Origin of the sequence: Pseudonocardia sp. ICBG1293, from assembly GCF_020131355.1 — a bacterium.
Classification (GTDB): Bacteria; Actinomycetota; Actinomycetes; order Mycobacteriales; family Pseudonocardiaceae; genus Pseudonocardia.
In genome coordinates, this window is the sequence record NZ_JAHLEL010000007.1 from 1 (window position 1) to 14,309 (window position 14,309).

Sequence of the window (14,309 nt, forward strand, 5' to 3'; positions counted from 1 at the left end):
CGTCGCACCAGGAAGGCCGCCGTGGTGAGTGATTCCCGGGTCCGTCCCCCCTCTCGACCAGAGCGGGGACCCGCGAGTCTCACCCGCCCACCCACACCGGGCTCTCCGAGGAGCCGGGGGTGCTGGAGCAGGCCACCGCGCTGGACTCCGCGCAGCGCGCCGGGCAGGCCTCCGCCGCTGCGGCCGTCGCCGCCGAGGCCGACGACCATCCCGACGGCCCGGAGGGCGGGGACGGCGCACCGCCGGACCTCACCGCCGCCGCGTTCTTCGACTGCGACAACACGATGATGGTCGGCGCGTCGATCTTCCACTTCGCCCGCGGCCTGGCCGCGCGCAAGTTCTTCACCACCTCCGACATGGCCGGTTTCGCCTGGCAGCAGATCAAGTTCCGGGTGGGCGGCGCGGGAGGACAAGGGCGGCATCGCCGGGCACCGTGACACCGCGCTGTCGTTCGTCGCGGGCCGTCCGGTCGACGAGGTCGTCGCGCTCGGCGAGGAGATCTACGACGAGCTGATGTCGGACCGGATCTGGGCCGGCACCCGCGCCCTGGCCCAGATGCACCTCGACGCCGGCCAGCGGGTCTGGCTGGTCACCGCGACGCCGATCGAGCTGGCACGCATCATCGCCCGCCGGCTCGGGCTGACCGGGGCGCTGGGGACCGTCGCGGAGTCCGTCGACGGGCTCTACACCGGGCGGCTGGTCGGCGAGATCCTGCACGGCCCCGCGAAGGCGCACGCGGTGCGTGCGCTGGCCGCCGCCGAGGGGTTGGACCTGCGCCGCTGCACCGCCTACTCGGACTCGGTGAACGACGTCCCGATGCTCTCGGCCGTCGGCACCGCGGTCGCGGTGAACCCGGACTCCGAGCTGCGCGACGTCGCGAAGGCCCGCAACTGGCAGATCCGCGACTTCCGGACCGGCCGCAAGGCCGCCCGGATCGGGGTGCCGTCGGTGCTCGGGGCGGGCGCCGTCGCCGGTGCGGTGGCGGCCGGGATGGCCTACCGCAAGCGCTGACCGGTGCCGGCGTCCGCCGGCGGCGGCCCGGCGGACCCGGTGCGTGACCTGCTCTCCCGCGCCCACCACGCGGGCGGGCCGTCCCGGTCAGCCCAGGAACACGTTGCGCCGCTGGGACAGCAGCCAGTACAGCGTGTGCTGGATGGTCTCGCGGACCTGGTCGGTCAGGTTGAACACAAGCATCGGGTCGTCGGCGTCGGCCGGGGTGTGGTCGTCGGTCCGGATCGGCTCACCGAACTCGATGTACCACTTCGACGGCAGCGGGATCAGCCCCGCCGGGCCGAGCAGCGGGAAGGTCGGGGTGACCGGGAAGTACGGCGCCCCGAACAGCCGCGCCAGTGGCGCCAGGTCGCCGATCTTCGGGTAGATCTCCTCGGCGCCGACGATCGAGCACGGGATGATCGGCACCCCGGTGCGCAGGGCGGCCGAGACGAACCCGCCACGGCCGAAGCGCTGCAGCTTGTAGCGGTCCCGGAACGGCTTGCCGATGCCCTTGAAGCCCTCGGGGAACACGCCGACGAGCTCGCCGGAGGTCATCAGCCGCTCGGCATCGGGATTGCAGGCCAGGGTCGCGCCCGCCTTGCGGGCCAGCGAGCCGGAGACCGGCATGGTGAACATGAGGTCGGCGCCGAGCAGCCGCAGGTGCCGGTGCGAGGGGTGGTCGTCGTGCACGGCGACGGTCGTCATCACCGCGTCCAGCGGCAGCGTGCCGGAGTGGTTGGCGACGATCAGCGCGCCACCGGTCTCCGGGATGTGGTGGGTGCCGATGGTCTCGACCCGGAACCAGCGCTTGTAGAGCGGGCGCAGCGCGGGCAGCACCATCGCGTCGGTGAGCTCGCGGTCGAAGCCGAACTCGTCGACCGGGTAGTCGCCCGCGAGACGGCGACGCAGGAACTCCAGGACCTGCTCCAGCGCGGCCTCCCAGGCCGGCCCCTCGGCGTCGTCGGGTTCGGGTGCCGCGGCGACCGGCGCCGGACGCGGCTCGTCGGTCCTGGCGGGCCGGGCGGGCCCCCGGTTGCCCCGGATCGGGATCACCCGTGCCTCGGCCATGCCGTTCCCCTCCGTCGTCACCACCGCGGCCGCCCGACCGTGGTCGCTCGTGTGCCCGCACGCCGTCGTCCCGCCCCGTCACCGCAGCGACCGGGCCAGACCGAGACGCCCCGTTCCAGCGAGGCGATCCGCTCCGGGCCGAGCACCGGGGCCAGCGCCTTGCCCCGGACGAAGTCGTCGAACGCCTGCGTGGTCGTCCACCGCGGCACGAAGCCGAACTCGTCGATCAACCGGGTGAGGTCCACGACCCGGCCGAAGTTGAGGAAGCGCATCTGTTCCGGGGAGAAGTCGACGACCCGCGCGCCCCGCAGCACCCGGCTGACCGGGCCGACCGCACCGCTCGGGACCGGGACGGCGATCTTGCCGGCGCGCCGGATGGCCTGCGACAGCATCAGCACCCCGTGCGCGGCGACGTTGAACACACCCGGCAGCTCGTGGGTCGCGGCCCGCTCGAGCACGGCGAGGCCGTCCTCCTCGTGCAACAGCTGGATCCGCGCGTCGTAGCCCAGCACGGTGGGGACGACCGGCAGCGCGAAGTAGCGCGACAGCACGGTGTCCATCCGCGGGCCGATGAAGTTGGCGAACCGCAGCACCGTGGTCGTGACGTCCGGGCGGCGACGGCTGAACCCGCGCAGATAGCCCTCGATCTCCGCGGCGTCCTTGGCGTAGCCACCCGACGGCAGGTCCTTGGCCCCGGTGGCCTCGTCGAACACGGCCGGGTCGCGGGAGCTGGAGCCGTAGACCGCCGTCGTCGACTTGAGCACGACCCGACGCACACTCGTCGCCTTCTGGCACGCGGCGAGGAGCTGCATCGTGCCGATAACGTTCATCTCCTTCATCGTCGCCCGCCCGCCCGCGGAGGCGGGGCTGGCCGAGAGCGACGCGTGCACGACGGTGTCGACGCCCCCCGAGGAGATGACCTTCGCGATGAGCGGGTTGCGGATGTCGGCGCGCACGAACTCGGCGCGACCCATCCGCTTCAGCAGGTCCCGGGGCGGGGGGACGGTGTCCACGCCCAGCACCCGGTCGATGGCCGGGTCGGCCGCCAGCCGGGCCGCGAGGTGCCCGCCGAGGAAGCCGCTGACCCCGGTGACCAGCACGACGTTCGGGGTCGGCCGGTCCATGGGCGCTCCGTTCACCGGGTGCTGACGTCGGGACGTGCCGATCGTAGTCCGGCCCCGCCACACCGGGTGGGCACGCGGACACGTGAGGTGCGCGACGCGCCCTCCCGGGACGCGCGGCGCCACAACGACACCCGGCCGCGCACCCGCTCGGAGCGGGGGCGCGGCCGGTGCGCGAGTCACTTGCCGAGCTTGCGGCGCTGCACCCGGGTCTTGCGCAGCAGCTTGCGGTGCTTCTTCTTCTTCGACATCCGCTTGCGGCGCTTCTTGATGACCGAGCCCATGTGGGTGCTCCTCCTGTGTCGACGCAGATCGTCAGCGACCGCTCCACCGGGTGACCTCGGAGTGGGCCGCCCGCACGATCCGTGCACGCTGGCACGAGGCGCGGGCCGGGCGACGCCCGCCGGAGCGGGACGACGACGCGATGCGACCGGTGGGGGTCGGCAGCCGGTTCACCATTCTACCCGGGTGTACGGGCCGTCACCCCACGGGGGATCAGCCCGCGTCGAAGTAGGCGTTGCGCAGGTAGTCCTCGACCGCGCGCTGGGGCACGCGGAACGAGCGGCCGACCCGCGCCGCGGGCAGCTCACCGGAGTGGACGAGCCGGTACACCGTCATCTTCGAGACCCGCATCATCGACGCGACCTCGGCCACCGTCAGGAACTGGACCTGGGACGACCGCAGGGGCTCGGGACGTTCCGCCGCCATGGGGCACCGCCTTCCTCCCCCGAGACGGGTTCCCCGGTTCGCCCGGTGGTGGGGGATGCAGATGCATTCTAGCGGGGCTGATGTGACGATCGGTCCGCCGGAGGGGGGCCCGATCGTGCCACGGCGCGGCGCGTCCGGGTGACTTTGCGTCACACGATGCGCTGAACGAGGTACGACGGCCGGATCAGGCGCGACCGAGCGCGACCGATCGGTCGTGCGCGGCGGTGACCGCGTCGGCCAGGGCCGCGCGCAGGCCGTGCCGCTCCAGCTCGCGCAGTCCGGCGGCGGTGGTGCCGGCGGGCGAGGTGACGTTCTCCCGCAGCAGCGCGGGGTGCTCGCCGGTCTCGCGCAGCATCCGGGCCGCGCCGAGCGCGGTCTGCACGGTCAGCTCGGTCGCGTCCGGGCGGGTCAGGCCGAGGCCGACCCCTGCCTCGATCATCGCCTCGGCGACGAGGAAGAAGTACGCGGGCCCGGAGCCGGAGAGCGCGGTCGCGGCGTCCTGCTTCGCCTCGTCCAGGCGCAGCACCGCACCGACGGTGGACAGCAGCGCCTCGGTCTCGTCGAGGTGCGCGGCCGTCGCGTGCGCGCCCGGGGAGATCGCGCACATCGCCGCGCCGAGCAGCATCGGGGTGTTCGGCATGACCCGCACGACCGGCGTGCCCCCGGGCAGGGCGCCCTCGAACAGCGAGGTCGGCAGGCCCGCGCACAGCGACACGACGAGCGCGCCCGGCTCCAGCACCCCGGCGACCTCGCCGAGCAGCGTGACGACGTCCTGCGGCTTGACCGCGACGACGACCGTCCCGGCCCCGCGCACCGCCTCGGCGACCGGGGCCGCGGTGACGCCCAGCGAGGCGCTCAGCTCCTGGGCCCGGGCCGGGTACCGCTCCGCGACCACCAGGTCCTCGGCGTCCCGCCCGGCCGCCAGCAGCCCGCCGAGCAGTGCCTCGCCGATCCGTCCCCCACCCAGTACCGCGATCCTCGTCATGGGGCCAGGGTAGGAACCCCTCAGCGGGCCAGCGGGGCCAGGGCGAGCTGGCGGGCCTGGCAGACCGTGCGTCCCCGCGCGTCGACGACGGTCACGTCCTCGTCGAACTGGCCGCTCGACACCGCGCGGGACCGGGACTCGACCCGCAGCCAGCCCGGGGCGGGCCGGGCCCGCAGCAGGGCGGTGAGCTGCACCGTCGGCGCCCAGCCGAACGCCCCGCCCAGGTTGAACACGCTCGGGGGCAGGATGTCGCCGGACAGCAGCGCGAACAGCGCGTCCGGCTCCTCACCGCGCGGGCGGGCCCAGCCCGCCATCTCCGGCGGGCCGGTCTCGCCGCGCAGGAACGGCAGCGCGCCGCGCGGGTAGCGCAGCTCGCAGGCGGCGGCGAGCCCGCGCGCCCCGCCCTCGGCCGACGCCGGGTCGAGTGCGTCCGGGTCGGGTTCGGCGGCGAGCGCGGAGCCGTCGTCCAGGCGCGGGGCATCGGACGGCAGCACGCCCGCGGTGATCGTGGAGTGCAGCATGAGCCTGCCCTCCTGGTGCAGCCGCACCGCGACCGAGGACACCGTCCGACCGATCTTGAGCGGATCGGTCGTGATCTCGACCGGGCCCAGGTCGGGGGCGCGCAGGAAGTCCGCGGAACGCCAGCGGATCGGGCGCGGGTGCGTCGTCGGCGGCGAGCCGGGCCAGCCCGGCCTTGGCCATGAGCACCATCAGCAGACCGCCGAAGGCCTTGTCCCCGATCGCCCAGGTCCCGTCGAGCCGGGCGCGGAACCGGCCGTCCCCGAGGTCGGACAGGACGTGCGAGTCGGCGAAGGGCCGGGCCGTCGTGCTGCTCATACGGGCATGTTACCCACGGGTAGGGATGGCCGCGGACATCGTCGGTGTGAGGTGCAGCCGGGCGAACAGCAGCGACTCGGCGAGCAGCCCGGTGCGCTCCTGCCGGGTCCGGCAGCGCCGGGTCGACACCTCCAGCACGACCGTGCCGCCGGTCGCGGCGAACCGGGAGTCGGCCAGGCGCTGGCACACCTCGGCACACGGCTGCGCGCCGCGCCCGGGGACGAGGTGCTCGTCGCGTGGGGCGCCGGAGCCGTCGGTGAGGTGCAGGTGGGTCAGCCGGTCCCCCATCCGCTCGGCGAGGTCGAGCGCGTCGACGCCGGCGGCGGCGGTGTGCGACAGGTCCAGGGTATAGGCGCCGAACCCGATCTCCGTCGGGTCGTGGCCCAGCGCGTAGGGCACGGTGCTGATCGCGCCGCGGGTCACCGGGAACATGTTCTCCACCGGCAGCGTCACGTCGTGGACCTCGTGGGCCCGGGCGACCTCGTCGGCGAAGACGCCCGCGTAGCGGCGCTGCCAGCGGAAGGGCGGGTGCACCACCACGGTCCGGGCGCCCAGCCGGGCGGCCACCTCCACGGTGCGGCGCAGCCGGTGCACCGGGTCGGCGCCCCAGACCCGCTGGGTGACCGCGAGGCAGGGCGCGTGCACCGCGAGGATCGGCACCCCGTGGCGGTGGGCGAGCCGCTCCACCGCGCGCGGGTCCTGGCTGACCGGGTCGGTCCAGATCATGAGCTCGACGCCGTCGTAGCCCAGCTCACCGGCGATCTCGAACCCGGCGGCGACGCCCTCGGGGTAGACCGAGGCCGTGGACAGCGCGACGGGCGCCACCCGGGCACGGGCGACGGCGGACGGGCGCGACGGCGTCACGAATCGTGATGTCGTCGGACCGTCGCTCATCGTTACCGGTCCAACAACACCAGCAGAGCCGGGGACACGGTCAGCAGCAGACCGACCAGCGACCACACCGAACAGCGTGGTCTTCAGGTCGTCCTGACGCAGCAGGGCCCGCACACCGAGCACGAGGCCGATGGTGATGGCGACGGCGGTGAAGATCGCGACGATCGGCAGCGACGTCCACAGGAAGCGGAACAGCACCCAGATCGCCGCACCGGCGACGGCACCACCGATCCACTGGGCGATGACGACGGCCCAGGCCTGGCCGGTCCCGGCCCCACCGGCCGACGCGTCGTCGTCCAGGCCCGCGGGCGGCTGCGCACCGCTGTCGGCGACGGCCGCGCGGCGCCCGAAGCGACGGCGCGGGGCGTCGTCCTCCTCGACCGCGCCCGCGGCGAGCTCGCCGTGGTCCTCGTAGTCCTCGTAGTCCGGGTGGTCCTCGTGGTCGTCCTGCGGGTGCTCCGGGGCGAGCACGCCGGTCCGTCCGCCGTCGGGTGAACCGGGCCCGTGGTCCTGGCGCGGACCGGCACCGTGGCCGCGGTCCCGGTCGTCGTGGCCGGAGTCGCCGTAACCCCGGTCGTCGTAGCCCCGGTCGCCATAGCCGCGGTCGTCGTAGCCGCCGTCGTCGTAACCCCGGTCGTCGTAGCCACGGTCGTCGTAGCCCTGCCCGTCGCCGTGGTCCGGCCGGTCGGCGTAGCCCTGCCGGGCGTGGCCACGGTCGTCGTAGTCGTCGACGAACGGGTCGTAGGCGCCGGTCGGCGGCCCGGCGTCCGCCGGTCCCCGGACGCCCGGACGGTCCGTCCCGGTCGTCGTCGAGCGGCGGGGCGCCGAACTGGGTGGGCGGGCCGCCGTCGTCGTCCGCCGCGGGGGCCGGACGGCGGGCACCGAGCCGGCTGGTGGGGATCTCGTCGGGGCGGTCGTCGGCGGCACCGGGCGGGGGCCCGTAGGGCCCTGCCGGACGCGGCACGTCGCCGCGGGGGCCCCAGTCCTGGGTGGCGGGCCGTCGTCGTGGGGGCGGCCGTTCGGCGGGCGCACGGGCGCCGGCGCGACCGGTCCGGGGCCGGCGTTCCACGGGCCGGGGGGCGGGCCCTGGGGGCTGCGGGGCGGCGCGCCGTTCGGGGGCCGCCGAAGGCGGTGGCACCGTGCGGCGCGCCGCCGTCCGGGCCGCTGCCGTGCGGGCGGCCGCCGTTCGCGGGGCCGCCCTGGGGGGCGCGGCCGTTCGGAGCGTTGCCGTTCGGAGCGTTGCCGTTCGGGACGAACGGCTCCGGTGCCCGCTCCGACGGGTCGGGGCGGCGGGCCGGCGGGAACGAGGGGTGCTCGGCGGGAGGCGGCCCGTCGCCACCGCGCGGGGCGAACCCGCCCGCGCCCTCGGGCGGGCGGACACGGTCTGCGGCCGCCGGGCGGCGCGGCGGGGCCGCCACGTCGGTCCGGACCGGTGCCGCGGACGACGGGGCGCCGGAGCCCTCGTCGTCCTCCGCGGCGCGACGACGGCGGCGTCGTCCGGGCTGCTGGCCGCCGTTGGCGGCCAGGAGCTCCGCGACCGTCCGCTGGCGAGGCTCTCCGCTGTCCACACTCATCACGACCACCGTGCCCTGTGCGTTGTCAAGGGTCCAAGCCCGCCCGGGGATGTCTGCGCCGAGCGGTCGTCCCCGTTCGTCCCATCGAGCATGTCGAAGCGCCGGAGGATCACTCCCTCGCGCAGCGCCCACGGACAGATCTCGAGCTCGGTCACGCCGAGGCCGTCCATCGCGGCCTGTGCCACGACCGCCCCGGCGACGAGCTGGTGCGCCCGGCTGGCGCTCACGCCGTCGAGCTCGGCGAGGTCGGGGCCCGACATCCGGGTGATGAACGCCGACAGCTGGCGCAGGCCCTGCGCGGTGAGCGTGCGGCGGGCACCCGGCCCGGCGCTGGACGGGGCGGCACCGGCGAGCCGGGCCAGCGTCCGGAAGGTCTTGGAGGTGCCGACGGCCCGGTCCGGCCGGCCCGCGGCACGCAGCCGCCCCGCGACCGGGGCGATCTCGTCGCGGACCCGCTCGGTGAGCGCGGCGACCTCCGCGCGGGACGGAGGGTCGGAGGTGAACGCCTCGCGGGTCAGCCGGCCCGCGCCCAGCGGCACCGACGCGGCGACGTCGGGGGTCTCGTCGCGGCCCACCGCCAGCTCCAGCGAGCCGCCGCCGATGTCGAGCACCAGCAGCCGGCCGGCCGACCAGCCGCACCAGCGGCGGACGGCGAGGAAGGTCCAGCGGGCCTCGTCCTCGCCGGGGAGCACCTCCAGCGCCACCCCGGTCTCGCGCTGCACCCGGGCCAGCACCTCGGCGGAGTTCGTCGCGTCGCGCAGCGCGGACGTGGCGAACGCGAGGAGGTCGTCGCAGCCGGCGGCCCGGCCGTGTCGCGGGCCCGGTGCACGCTCTCCAGCAGGGCCTTCACCCCGTCGCGGCCCAGCGCACCCTTGCGGTCCAGGTGCTCGGCCAGGCGCAGCTGGTCCTTCTCCGACGACATCGGCCTCGGGTGGGCGCCCCGGTGGGCGTCCACCACCAGCAGGTGAACGGTGTTGGACCCCACGTCGAGGACTGCCAGGCGCACCCGGTCAGGTTACCGAGCCGTTATCGACGGCCGGGCAACCCCTTGCTCAGACGTCGAACTTGTAGCCGAGCCCGCGCACGGTGACCAGGTGCTTGGGCGTCGAGGGGTCCCCCTCGACCTTGGACCGCAGCCGCTTGACGTGCACGTCGAGCGTCTTGGTGTCGCCGACGTAGTCCGCTCCCCACACCCGGTCGATCAGCTGGGCGCGGGTGAGCACCCGCCCGACGTTGCGCAGCAGGTACTCCCAGCAGGTCGAACTCCTTGAGCGGGAGCGCGACCTCGTCGCCGTTCACCGACACGACGTGTCGTTCGACGTCCATCCGCACCGGGCCCGCCTCCAGGACACCGGTGCCGCTCTCGGTCTCGCCGCCGGCCTCCCCACCGCGGCGCAGCACCGCGCGGACCCTGGCGATGAGCTCGCGCGCCGAGTAGGGCTTGGTGACGTAGTCGTCGGCACCGAGCTCCAGCCCGACGACCTTGTCGATCTCGCTGTCGCGGGCGGTCACCATGATCACCGGCACCGCGGAGGCGGGACGCAGGCCGCAGAGTGCGCTTGCAGACGTCGGTGCCGCTGCAGCCGGGCAGCATCAGGTCCAGCAGCACGATGTCGGCGCCGTTGCGGTCGAACTCGCTCAGCGCGTCGTTGCCGTTGGCCGCGACGGCCGTGGTGAACCCCTCCTTGCGCAGCATGAACGCGAGCGGGTCGGCGAAGGACTCCTCGTCCTCGACGATCAGCACCCTGGTCATCTCATCCTCCGGTTCCGGCGGTCTGGGGGGAGCTGCCGGCGGCAGCCGCACCGTGCGGGGCGCCCGCCGATGCCCATCCGGGCGGGCAGACGCATGGTGAAGGTCGATCCGGTGCCGGGACGGCTCCACAGCCGCACCTCGCCACCGTGGTTGGCGCAGACGTGCTTGACGATCGCCAGGCCGAGACCGGTGCCGCCGGTGGCCCGCGAACGGGCCGGGTCGACCCGGAAGAAGCGCTCGAAGACGCGCTGCTGGTGCTCGGGGGCGATGCCGATCCCCCGGTCGGTGACCGCGATCTCGACCGAGCCGTCGACCGCCCGGCGGCTCACCGACACCGACGAGTCCGCCGCGGAGTAGGCGATCGCGTTCTCCAGCAGGTTCGTCAGGGCAGTGACGAGCAGCGTGCGGTCGCCGTCGACGACCAGACCCGACGTCTCGTCGGCGGTGATCTCGACGGCGTGCGACTCGGCGGAGGTGCGGCTGCGGGCCAGCGCCTCGGACACCACCTCGTCGACGTCGACCGCGGCGAGCGCCGGCAACCGTTCGGCGCCGGTGAGCCGGGACAGCGCGATCAGCTCCGAGACCAGGTTCCCCATCCGGGTGGCCTCGCGCAGCAGCTTGTCGCCGAACCGCCGGACCTCGCGGACGGCGTCCGGGTCGGGGTCGGCGCCGTCGGACGGCTCCAGGCCGTCGAGGCTGTCGAGCAGGGCCTCGGCGAGCAGCGCGACCGCACCGACCGGGGTCTTGAGCTCGTGGGAGACGTTCGCGACGAAGTCCCGCCGGGTCGCCTCCAGCCGGGGCCACCTCGGAGGTGTCGACGGCCTCGACCAGCGCGAACCCGTCGCCGAGGGAACGGATCCGGGCCTGCACCGCGACCGGGCCGCGGGGTGTGCGGTCCAGGCGGCGAGAGGTCGACGGTGTAGTCACCCGAGGCCAGGCGCCGGTCCCCGCCCCCTGGGCCGCCGCCGGCAGGCGGCCAGTGCGCGCGGGTCGAGCCGTTCGCCGCTGACGGCACCGAGGCCGACGGCCCGCGGGTTGTACAACAGCACCTCGCCCCCGGCCCCGACGACGGCGAGCCCGGAGCTCGACTGGCGGAACGTGCGGTGCAGCAGCTCGCCGAGGGTGGGTCCGTCGGCGGCCACGGGATCCGCCGGGGGGCGGCCGGTGCCGGGGCTGGGTCGGCCGTGCGACGGCCGTCGCGCCAGTGCCGCCCCGGCGGTGAGACCGAGGAGCAGGGCGAGGGCCGAGATCAGCCACGCGAGCGTGGTCACGGGTGCATGGTAGGCAGCCGGGGGTACCTGCTGACCAGCGCCGGACACCGGATGGTGACGCCCGCGACCCCTTCGCGCGACACTGTTCCGACCCCGTTCACCGTGGGTTCAACGAACCCCGTCCGGACCCCTCGTGTGCACGAACGGGCCCCTCGCACGAAAGGTTCGTACGAGGGGCCCGTTCGTGCGGACCGGGGCGTGCCGAGCGCAGGGGCGTGCCGGGCGCAGGGGCGTGCCGAGTGCGGGGGCGTGCGTGGACCGGGTGCCGGGCCGAGTGCGTGCCGGGAGAGGGGTGGGCGCGGTCAGCGACCCTGGTTCGCGACCCCGGCGATGGCCTCCTGCGCCGCGGTGGGGTCGAGGTAGCGCCCGCCCGGGTTCGTCGGCGCCAGGTCGTCGTCGAGGTCGTAGACGAGCGGGATGCCGGTGGGGATGTTGAGGCCGGCGATGTCGGCGTCGGAGATCCCGTCGAGGTACTTCACCAGCGCACGCAGCGAGTTGCCGTGCGCGGCCAGCAGCACGACCTTCCCGTCGCGCAGGTCCGGCACCACGGCCTCGGTCCAGTACGGCAGGAACCGGTCGACGACGTCGGCCAGGCACTCGGTCAGCGGGGCGTCGACACCGGCGTAGCGCGGGTCGGCGTCCTGGGAGAACTCCGAGCCCTTCTCGATGGGCGGCGGCGGGGTGTCGTAGGAGCGGCGCCAGAGCATGAACTGCTCCTCGCCGTACTGCTCCAGGGTCTGCTTCTTGTCCTTGCCCTGCAGCGCGCCGTAGTGCCGCTCGTTGAGGCGCCAGTCGCGCTTGACCGGGATCCAGTGCCGGTCGGCGGCGTCGAGGGCGATGTTCGCGGTGGAGATCGCCCGGCGCAGCAGCGAGGTGTGCACGACGTCCGGGGCGACGCCCGCCTCGGCCAGCAGCTCGCCGCCCCGGCGGGCCTCCGCCTCGCCCTGGGTGGAGAGCGGGACGTCCACCCAGCCGGTGAACAGGTTCTTCGCGTTCCAGTCGCTCTGACCGTGACGCAGCAGTACGAGGGTCGGCATGGCGGACAGCCTGCCACCTACCCGCGGGAAAGGTCGGTGAGCACGGCCCCGAACGTGTCGACCAGCACGTCGATCTCGTCGCGGGTGACGACCAGCGGCGGGGACAGCCGCACGGTGACGCCGTGGGTCTCCTTCGCCAGCACCCCGCGCCGGGCCAGCGCGACGCACACGTCGCGGCCGGTGCCGATCCGCGGGTCGACGTCGACGCCGAACCACAGCCCCACCCCGCGCACGGCGGTGACCCCGGTCAGTTCGCGCAGCCGCGTACCCAGGTGCGCACCGAGCTCGCGGGCCCGGGCCTGGAACTCCCCCGTCGCCAGCAGCGCGCACACCGCGGACCCGACGGCGGCGGCGAGCGGGTTGCCACCGAAGGTGGAGCCGTGCTCACCGGGGCGCAGCACCCCGAGCACGTCGCGCCGCCCGACGACGGCGCTGACCGGCACGATCCCACCGCCGAGCGCCTTGCCCAGGGTGTAGAGATCGGCGCGCACCCCGGACAGGTCGGTGCACAGCGTCGCCCCGGCGCGACCGAGCCCGGACTGGATCTCGTCGCAGACCAGCAGCACGCCACGCCGGGCGGTGAGCTCGCGGACCGCGCGCAGGTAGCCGGGCGGTGGCACGAGGACCCCGGCCTCGCCCTGCACCGGTTCGAGCAGTACCGCGACGGTGTCGTCGGTGAGCGCGGCGGCCAGGGCGTCGGCGTCGCCGTAGGGGACGCGGTCGAAGCCGGGGGTGAACGGGCCGAAGTCGTCGCGGGCCACCGGGTCGTCGGAGAAGGAGACGACCGTCGTCGTGCGGCCGTGGAAGTTCCCCCCGGCGACCACGATCCGCGCCGCCCCCGGCGCCACGCCCTTCACCCGGTAGCCCCAGGCGCGGGCGAGCTTCACCGCGGACTCGACGGCCTCCGCGCCGGTGTTCATCGGCAGCACGGCCTCGGTGCCGGTCAGCGTGGCGAGATCACGCTGGAACGCGGGCAGCCGGTCGTTGTGGAACGCCCGTGCGGTGAGCGTGAGCCTGTCGAGCTGGGCGTGCGCGGCCGCGGTGAGCGCCGGGTGCCGGTGCCCGAAGTTGAGCGCGGAGTAGCCGGCGAGCGCGTCGAGGTAGCGGCCGCCGTCGACGTCGGTGACCCAGGCGCCGTCGCCGCGGGACAGCACCACCGGCAGCGGTGCGTAGTTCGCCGCGCCGAACGCCTCGGCGAGCGCGATCTGCGGGTCGGTGCCCGGGACCACGGCGGTCACGACCGCAGCTCCAGCGTGGCGCACTTGATCCCGCCACCACCGCGGCGCAGCTCGGAGGTGTCGACGCCGACGGTGCCGAAGCCGCGCTCGGCGAGGTCGGCGGCGAACTTCTCCGCCTGCGGTGCGTGGACGACGGTGCGCCCGTCGGAGAAGCAGTTCAGGCCCAGCACCGACGCGTCGTCGTCGGACACGATCACCGCGTCCGGGAAGCGGAAGCGCAGCACCTCCTGGGAGGCGTCGTCGAACGCGGACGGCAGGTAGGCGACCGCGCCCGGCCCGCCCGCCGGGTCGAGCACCGCGAACGCCGTGTCGAGGTGGTAGTAGCGCGGGTCGACCAGCTGCAGGGACACGACCTCGCGGCCGAACACCTGCGCGGCCTCGGCGTGCGCGCGGGGGTCGGTGCGGAACCCGGTGCCCGCGTAGACGGTGTCGCCGACGAGCAGCAGGTCGCCCTCGCCCTCGTTGACGTGGAGGGCCTCGTGCACGGCGAGCCCGGCGGCGCGGAACCACGCGCCGTAGGCGGGCCCCTCGGCGGCACGCTCGGTGTGGCGGAACCGGGCGGTCAGCGCCGTCCCGTCGATCACGGTGCCGCCGTTGGCGGCGAAGACCATGTCCGGGTAGCCCGGCAGCGGGTCGACGAGCCGGACGTCGAAGCCCAGGTCGCGGTAGACCGCGTGCAGGGTCTCCCACTGGGCCAGCGCGACCCGGGTGTCGGTCGCCTGCTCCGGACGCATCCAGGGGTTGATCCGGTAGCTCACCGTGAAGTGCTCGGGGCGGCACATCAGCACAGAGGTCATGGGCCACAGCATGGCGCGCCGGGCCCGAGCGTT

The 14,309-nt window shown here is 74.8% G+C and carries 12 protein-coding genes and 4 pseudogenes; 1 reads left to right on the forward strand and 15 read right to left on the reverse strand.

Annotation, left to right across the window (positions count from 1 at the left end; all coding sequences use genetic code 11):
- The first annotated feature begins 122 nt into the window (after nt 1-122).
- Nucleotides 123-1,011 (forward strand): annotated as a pseudogene (locus KPF47_RS03445) (HAD family hydrolase).
- An 87-nt stretch (nt 1,012-1,098) separates the two neighbouring features.
- Here the strand turns inward: KPF47_RS03445 and KPF47_RS03450 are convergent.
- The 15 genes and pseudogenes from KPF47_RS03450 to ddaH all read right to left on the reverse strand — a co-directional run bounded on the left by KPF47_RS03450 (nt 1,099) and on the right by ddaH (nt 14,276).
- Entirely contained in the window at nt 1,099-2,061 is a 963-nt protein-coding gene (locus KPF47_RS03450) for a lysophospholipid acyltransferase family protein (protein ID WP_224386846.1), read from the reverse strand.
- Between the two features lie 17 nt (nt 2,062-2,078).
- Nucleotides 2,079-3,185: an NAD-dependent epimerase/dehydratase family protein gene (locus tag KPF47_RS03455; RefSeq protein ID WP_224386848.1), complete on the reverse strand. Its 1,107-nt coding sequence runs from the start codon at nt 3,183-3,185 to the stop codon at nt 2,079-2,081.
- Between the two features lie 176 nt (nt 3,186-3,361).
- On the reverse strand, nt 3,362-3,466 hold the full coding sequence (locus KPF47_RS03460; protein ID WP_224386850.1) for a 30S ribosomal protein bS22: 105 nt from the start codon (nt 3,464-3,466) through the stop codon (nt 3,362-3,364).
- 211 nt (nt 3,467-3,677) lie between these two features.
- A complete protein-coding gene (locus KPF47_RS03465) occupies nt 3,678-3,890 on the reverse strand; it encodes a helix-turn-helix domain-containing protein (protein ID WP_020625776.1) in 213 nt (70 codons plus the stop codon).
- Nucleotides 3,891-4,074: 184 nt separating this feature from the next.
- Entirely contained in the window at nt 4,075-4,875 is an 801-nt protein-coding gene (gene proC, locus KPF47_RS03470; RefSeq protein ID WP_224386852.1) for a pyrroline-5-carboxylate reductase, read from the reverse strand.
- 20 nt (nt 4,876-4,895) lie between these two features.
- Nucleotides 4,896-5,525, reverse strand: coding sequence for a thioesterase family protein (locus KPF47_RS03475; RefSeq protein ID WP_224387276.1), 630 nt, complete (start codon nt 5,523-5,525; stop codon nt 4,896-4,898).
- Between the two features lie 196 nt (nt 5,526-5,721).
- A complete protein-coding gene (locus tag KPF47_RS03480) occupies nt 5,722-6,606 on the reverse strand; it encodes a sugar phosphate isomerase/epimerase (protein WP_255659058.1) in 885 nt (294 codons plus the stop codon).
- A gap of 1,573 nt (nt 6,607-8,179) precedes the next feature.
- Nucleotides 8,180-9,186 (reverse strand): annotated as a pseudogene (locus KPF47_RS03485) (hypothetical protein).
- Nucleotides 9,187-9,232: 46 nt separating this feature from the next.
- Nucleotides 9,233-9,933 (reverse strand): annotated as a pseudogene (locus KPF47_RS03490) (winged helix-turn-helix domain-containing protein).
- Nucleotides 9,930-10,529 (reverse strand): sensor histidine kinase, encoded by a 600-nt coding sequence (locus KPF47_RS03495; protein WP_374108789.1) that lies wholly within the window; start codon nt 10,527-10,529, stop codon nt 9,930-9,932. Before KPF47_RS03495 ends, KPF47_RS03490 begins: the two are co-directional and overlap by 4 nt.
- Before the next feature lie 15 nt (nt 10,530-10,544).
- Nucleotides 10,545-10,727, reverse strand: a pseudogene (locus KPF47_RS40730) (histidine kinase dimerization/phospho-acceptor domain-containing protein); the annotation flags it as partial.
- A gap of 129 nt (nt 10,728-10,856) precedes the next feature.
- Complete coding sequence (locus KPF47_RS03500; RefSeq protein ID WP_224386854.1) at nt 10,857-11,204, reverse strand: hypothetical protein; 348 nt, start codon at nt 11,202-11,204, stop codon at nt 10,857-10,859.
- A gap of 302 nt (nt 11,205-11,506) precedes the next feature.
- Nucleotides 11,507-12,241 carry a phosphoglyceromutase gene (locus KPF47_RS03505; RefSeq protein WP_224386856.1) on the reverse strand — a complete coding sequence of 245 codons (735 nt, stop codon included), beginning with the start codon at nt 12,239-12,241 and terminating at the stop codon, nt 11,507-11,509.
- A gap of 17 nt (nt 12,242-12,258) precedes the next feature.
- A complete protein-coding gene (gene rocD / locus KPF47_RS03510; RefSeq protein ID WP_374108790.1) occupies nt 12,259-13,479 on the reverse strand; it encodes an ornithine--oxo-acid transaminase in 1,221 nt (406 codons plus the stop codon).
- A complete protein-coding gene (gene ddaH / locus KPF47_RS03515; RefSeq protein WP_224386858.1) occupies nt 13,476-14,276 on the reverse strand; it encodes a dimethylargininase in 801 nt (266 codons plus the stop codon). Before ddaH ends, rocD begins: the two co-directional genes overlap by 4 nt.
- Nucleotides 14,277-14,309 lie beyond the last annotated feature (33 nt).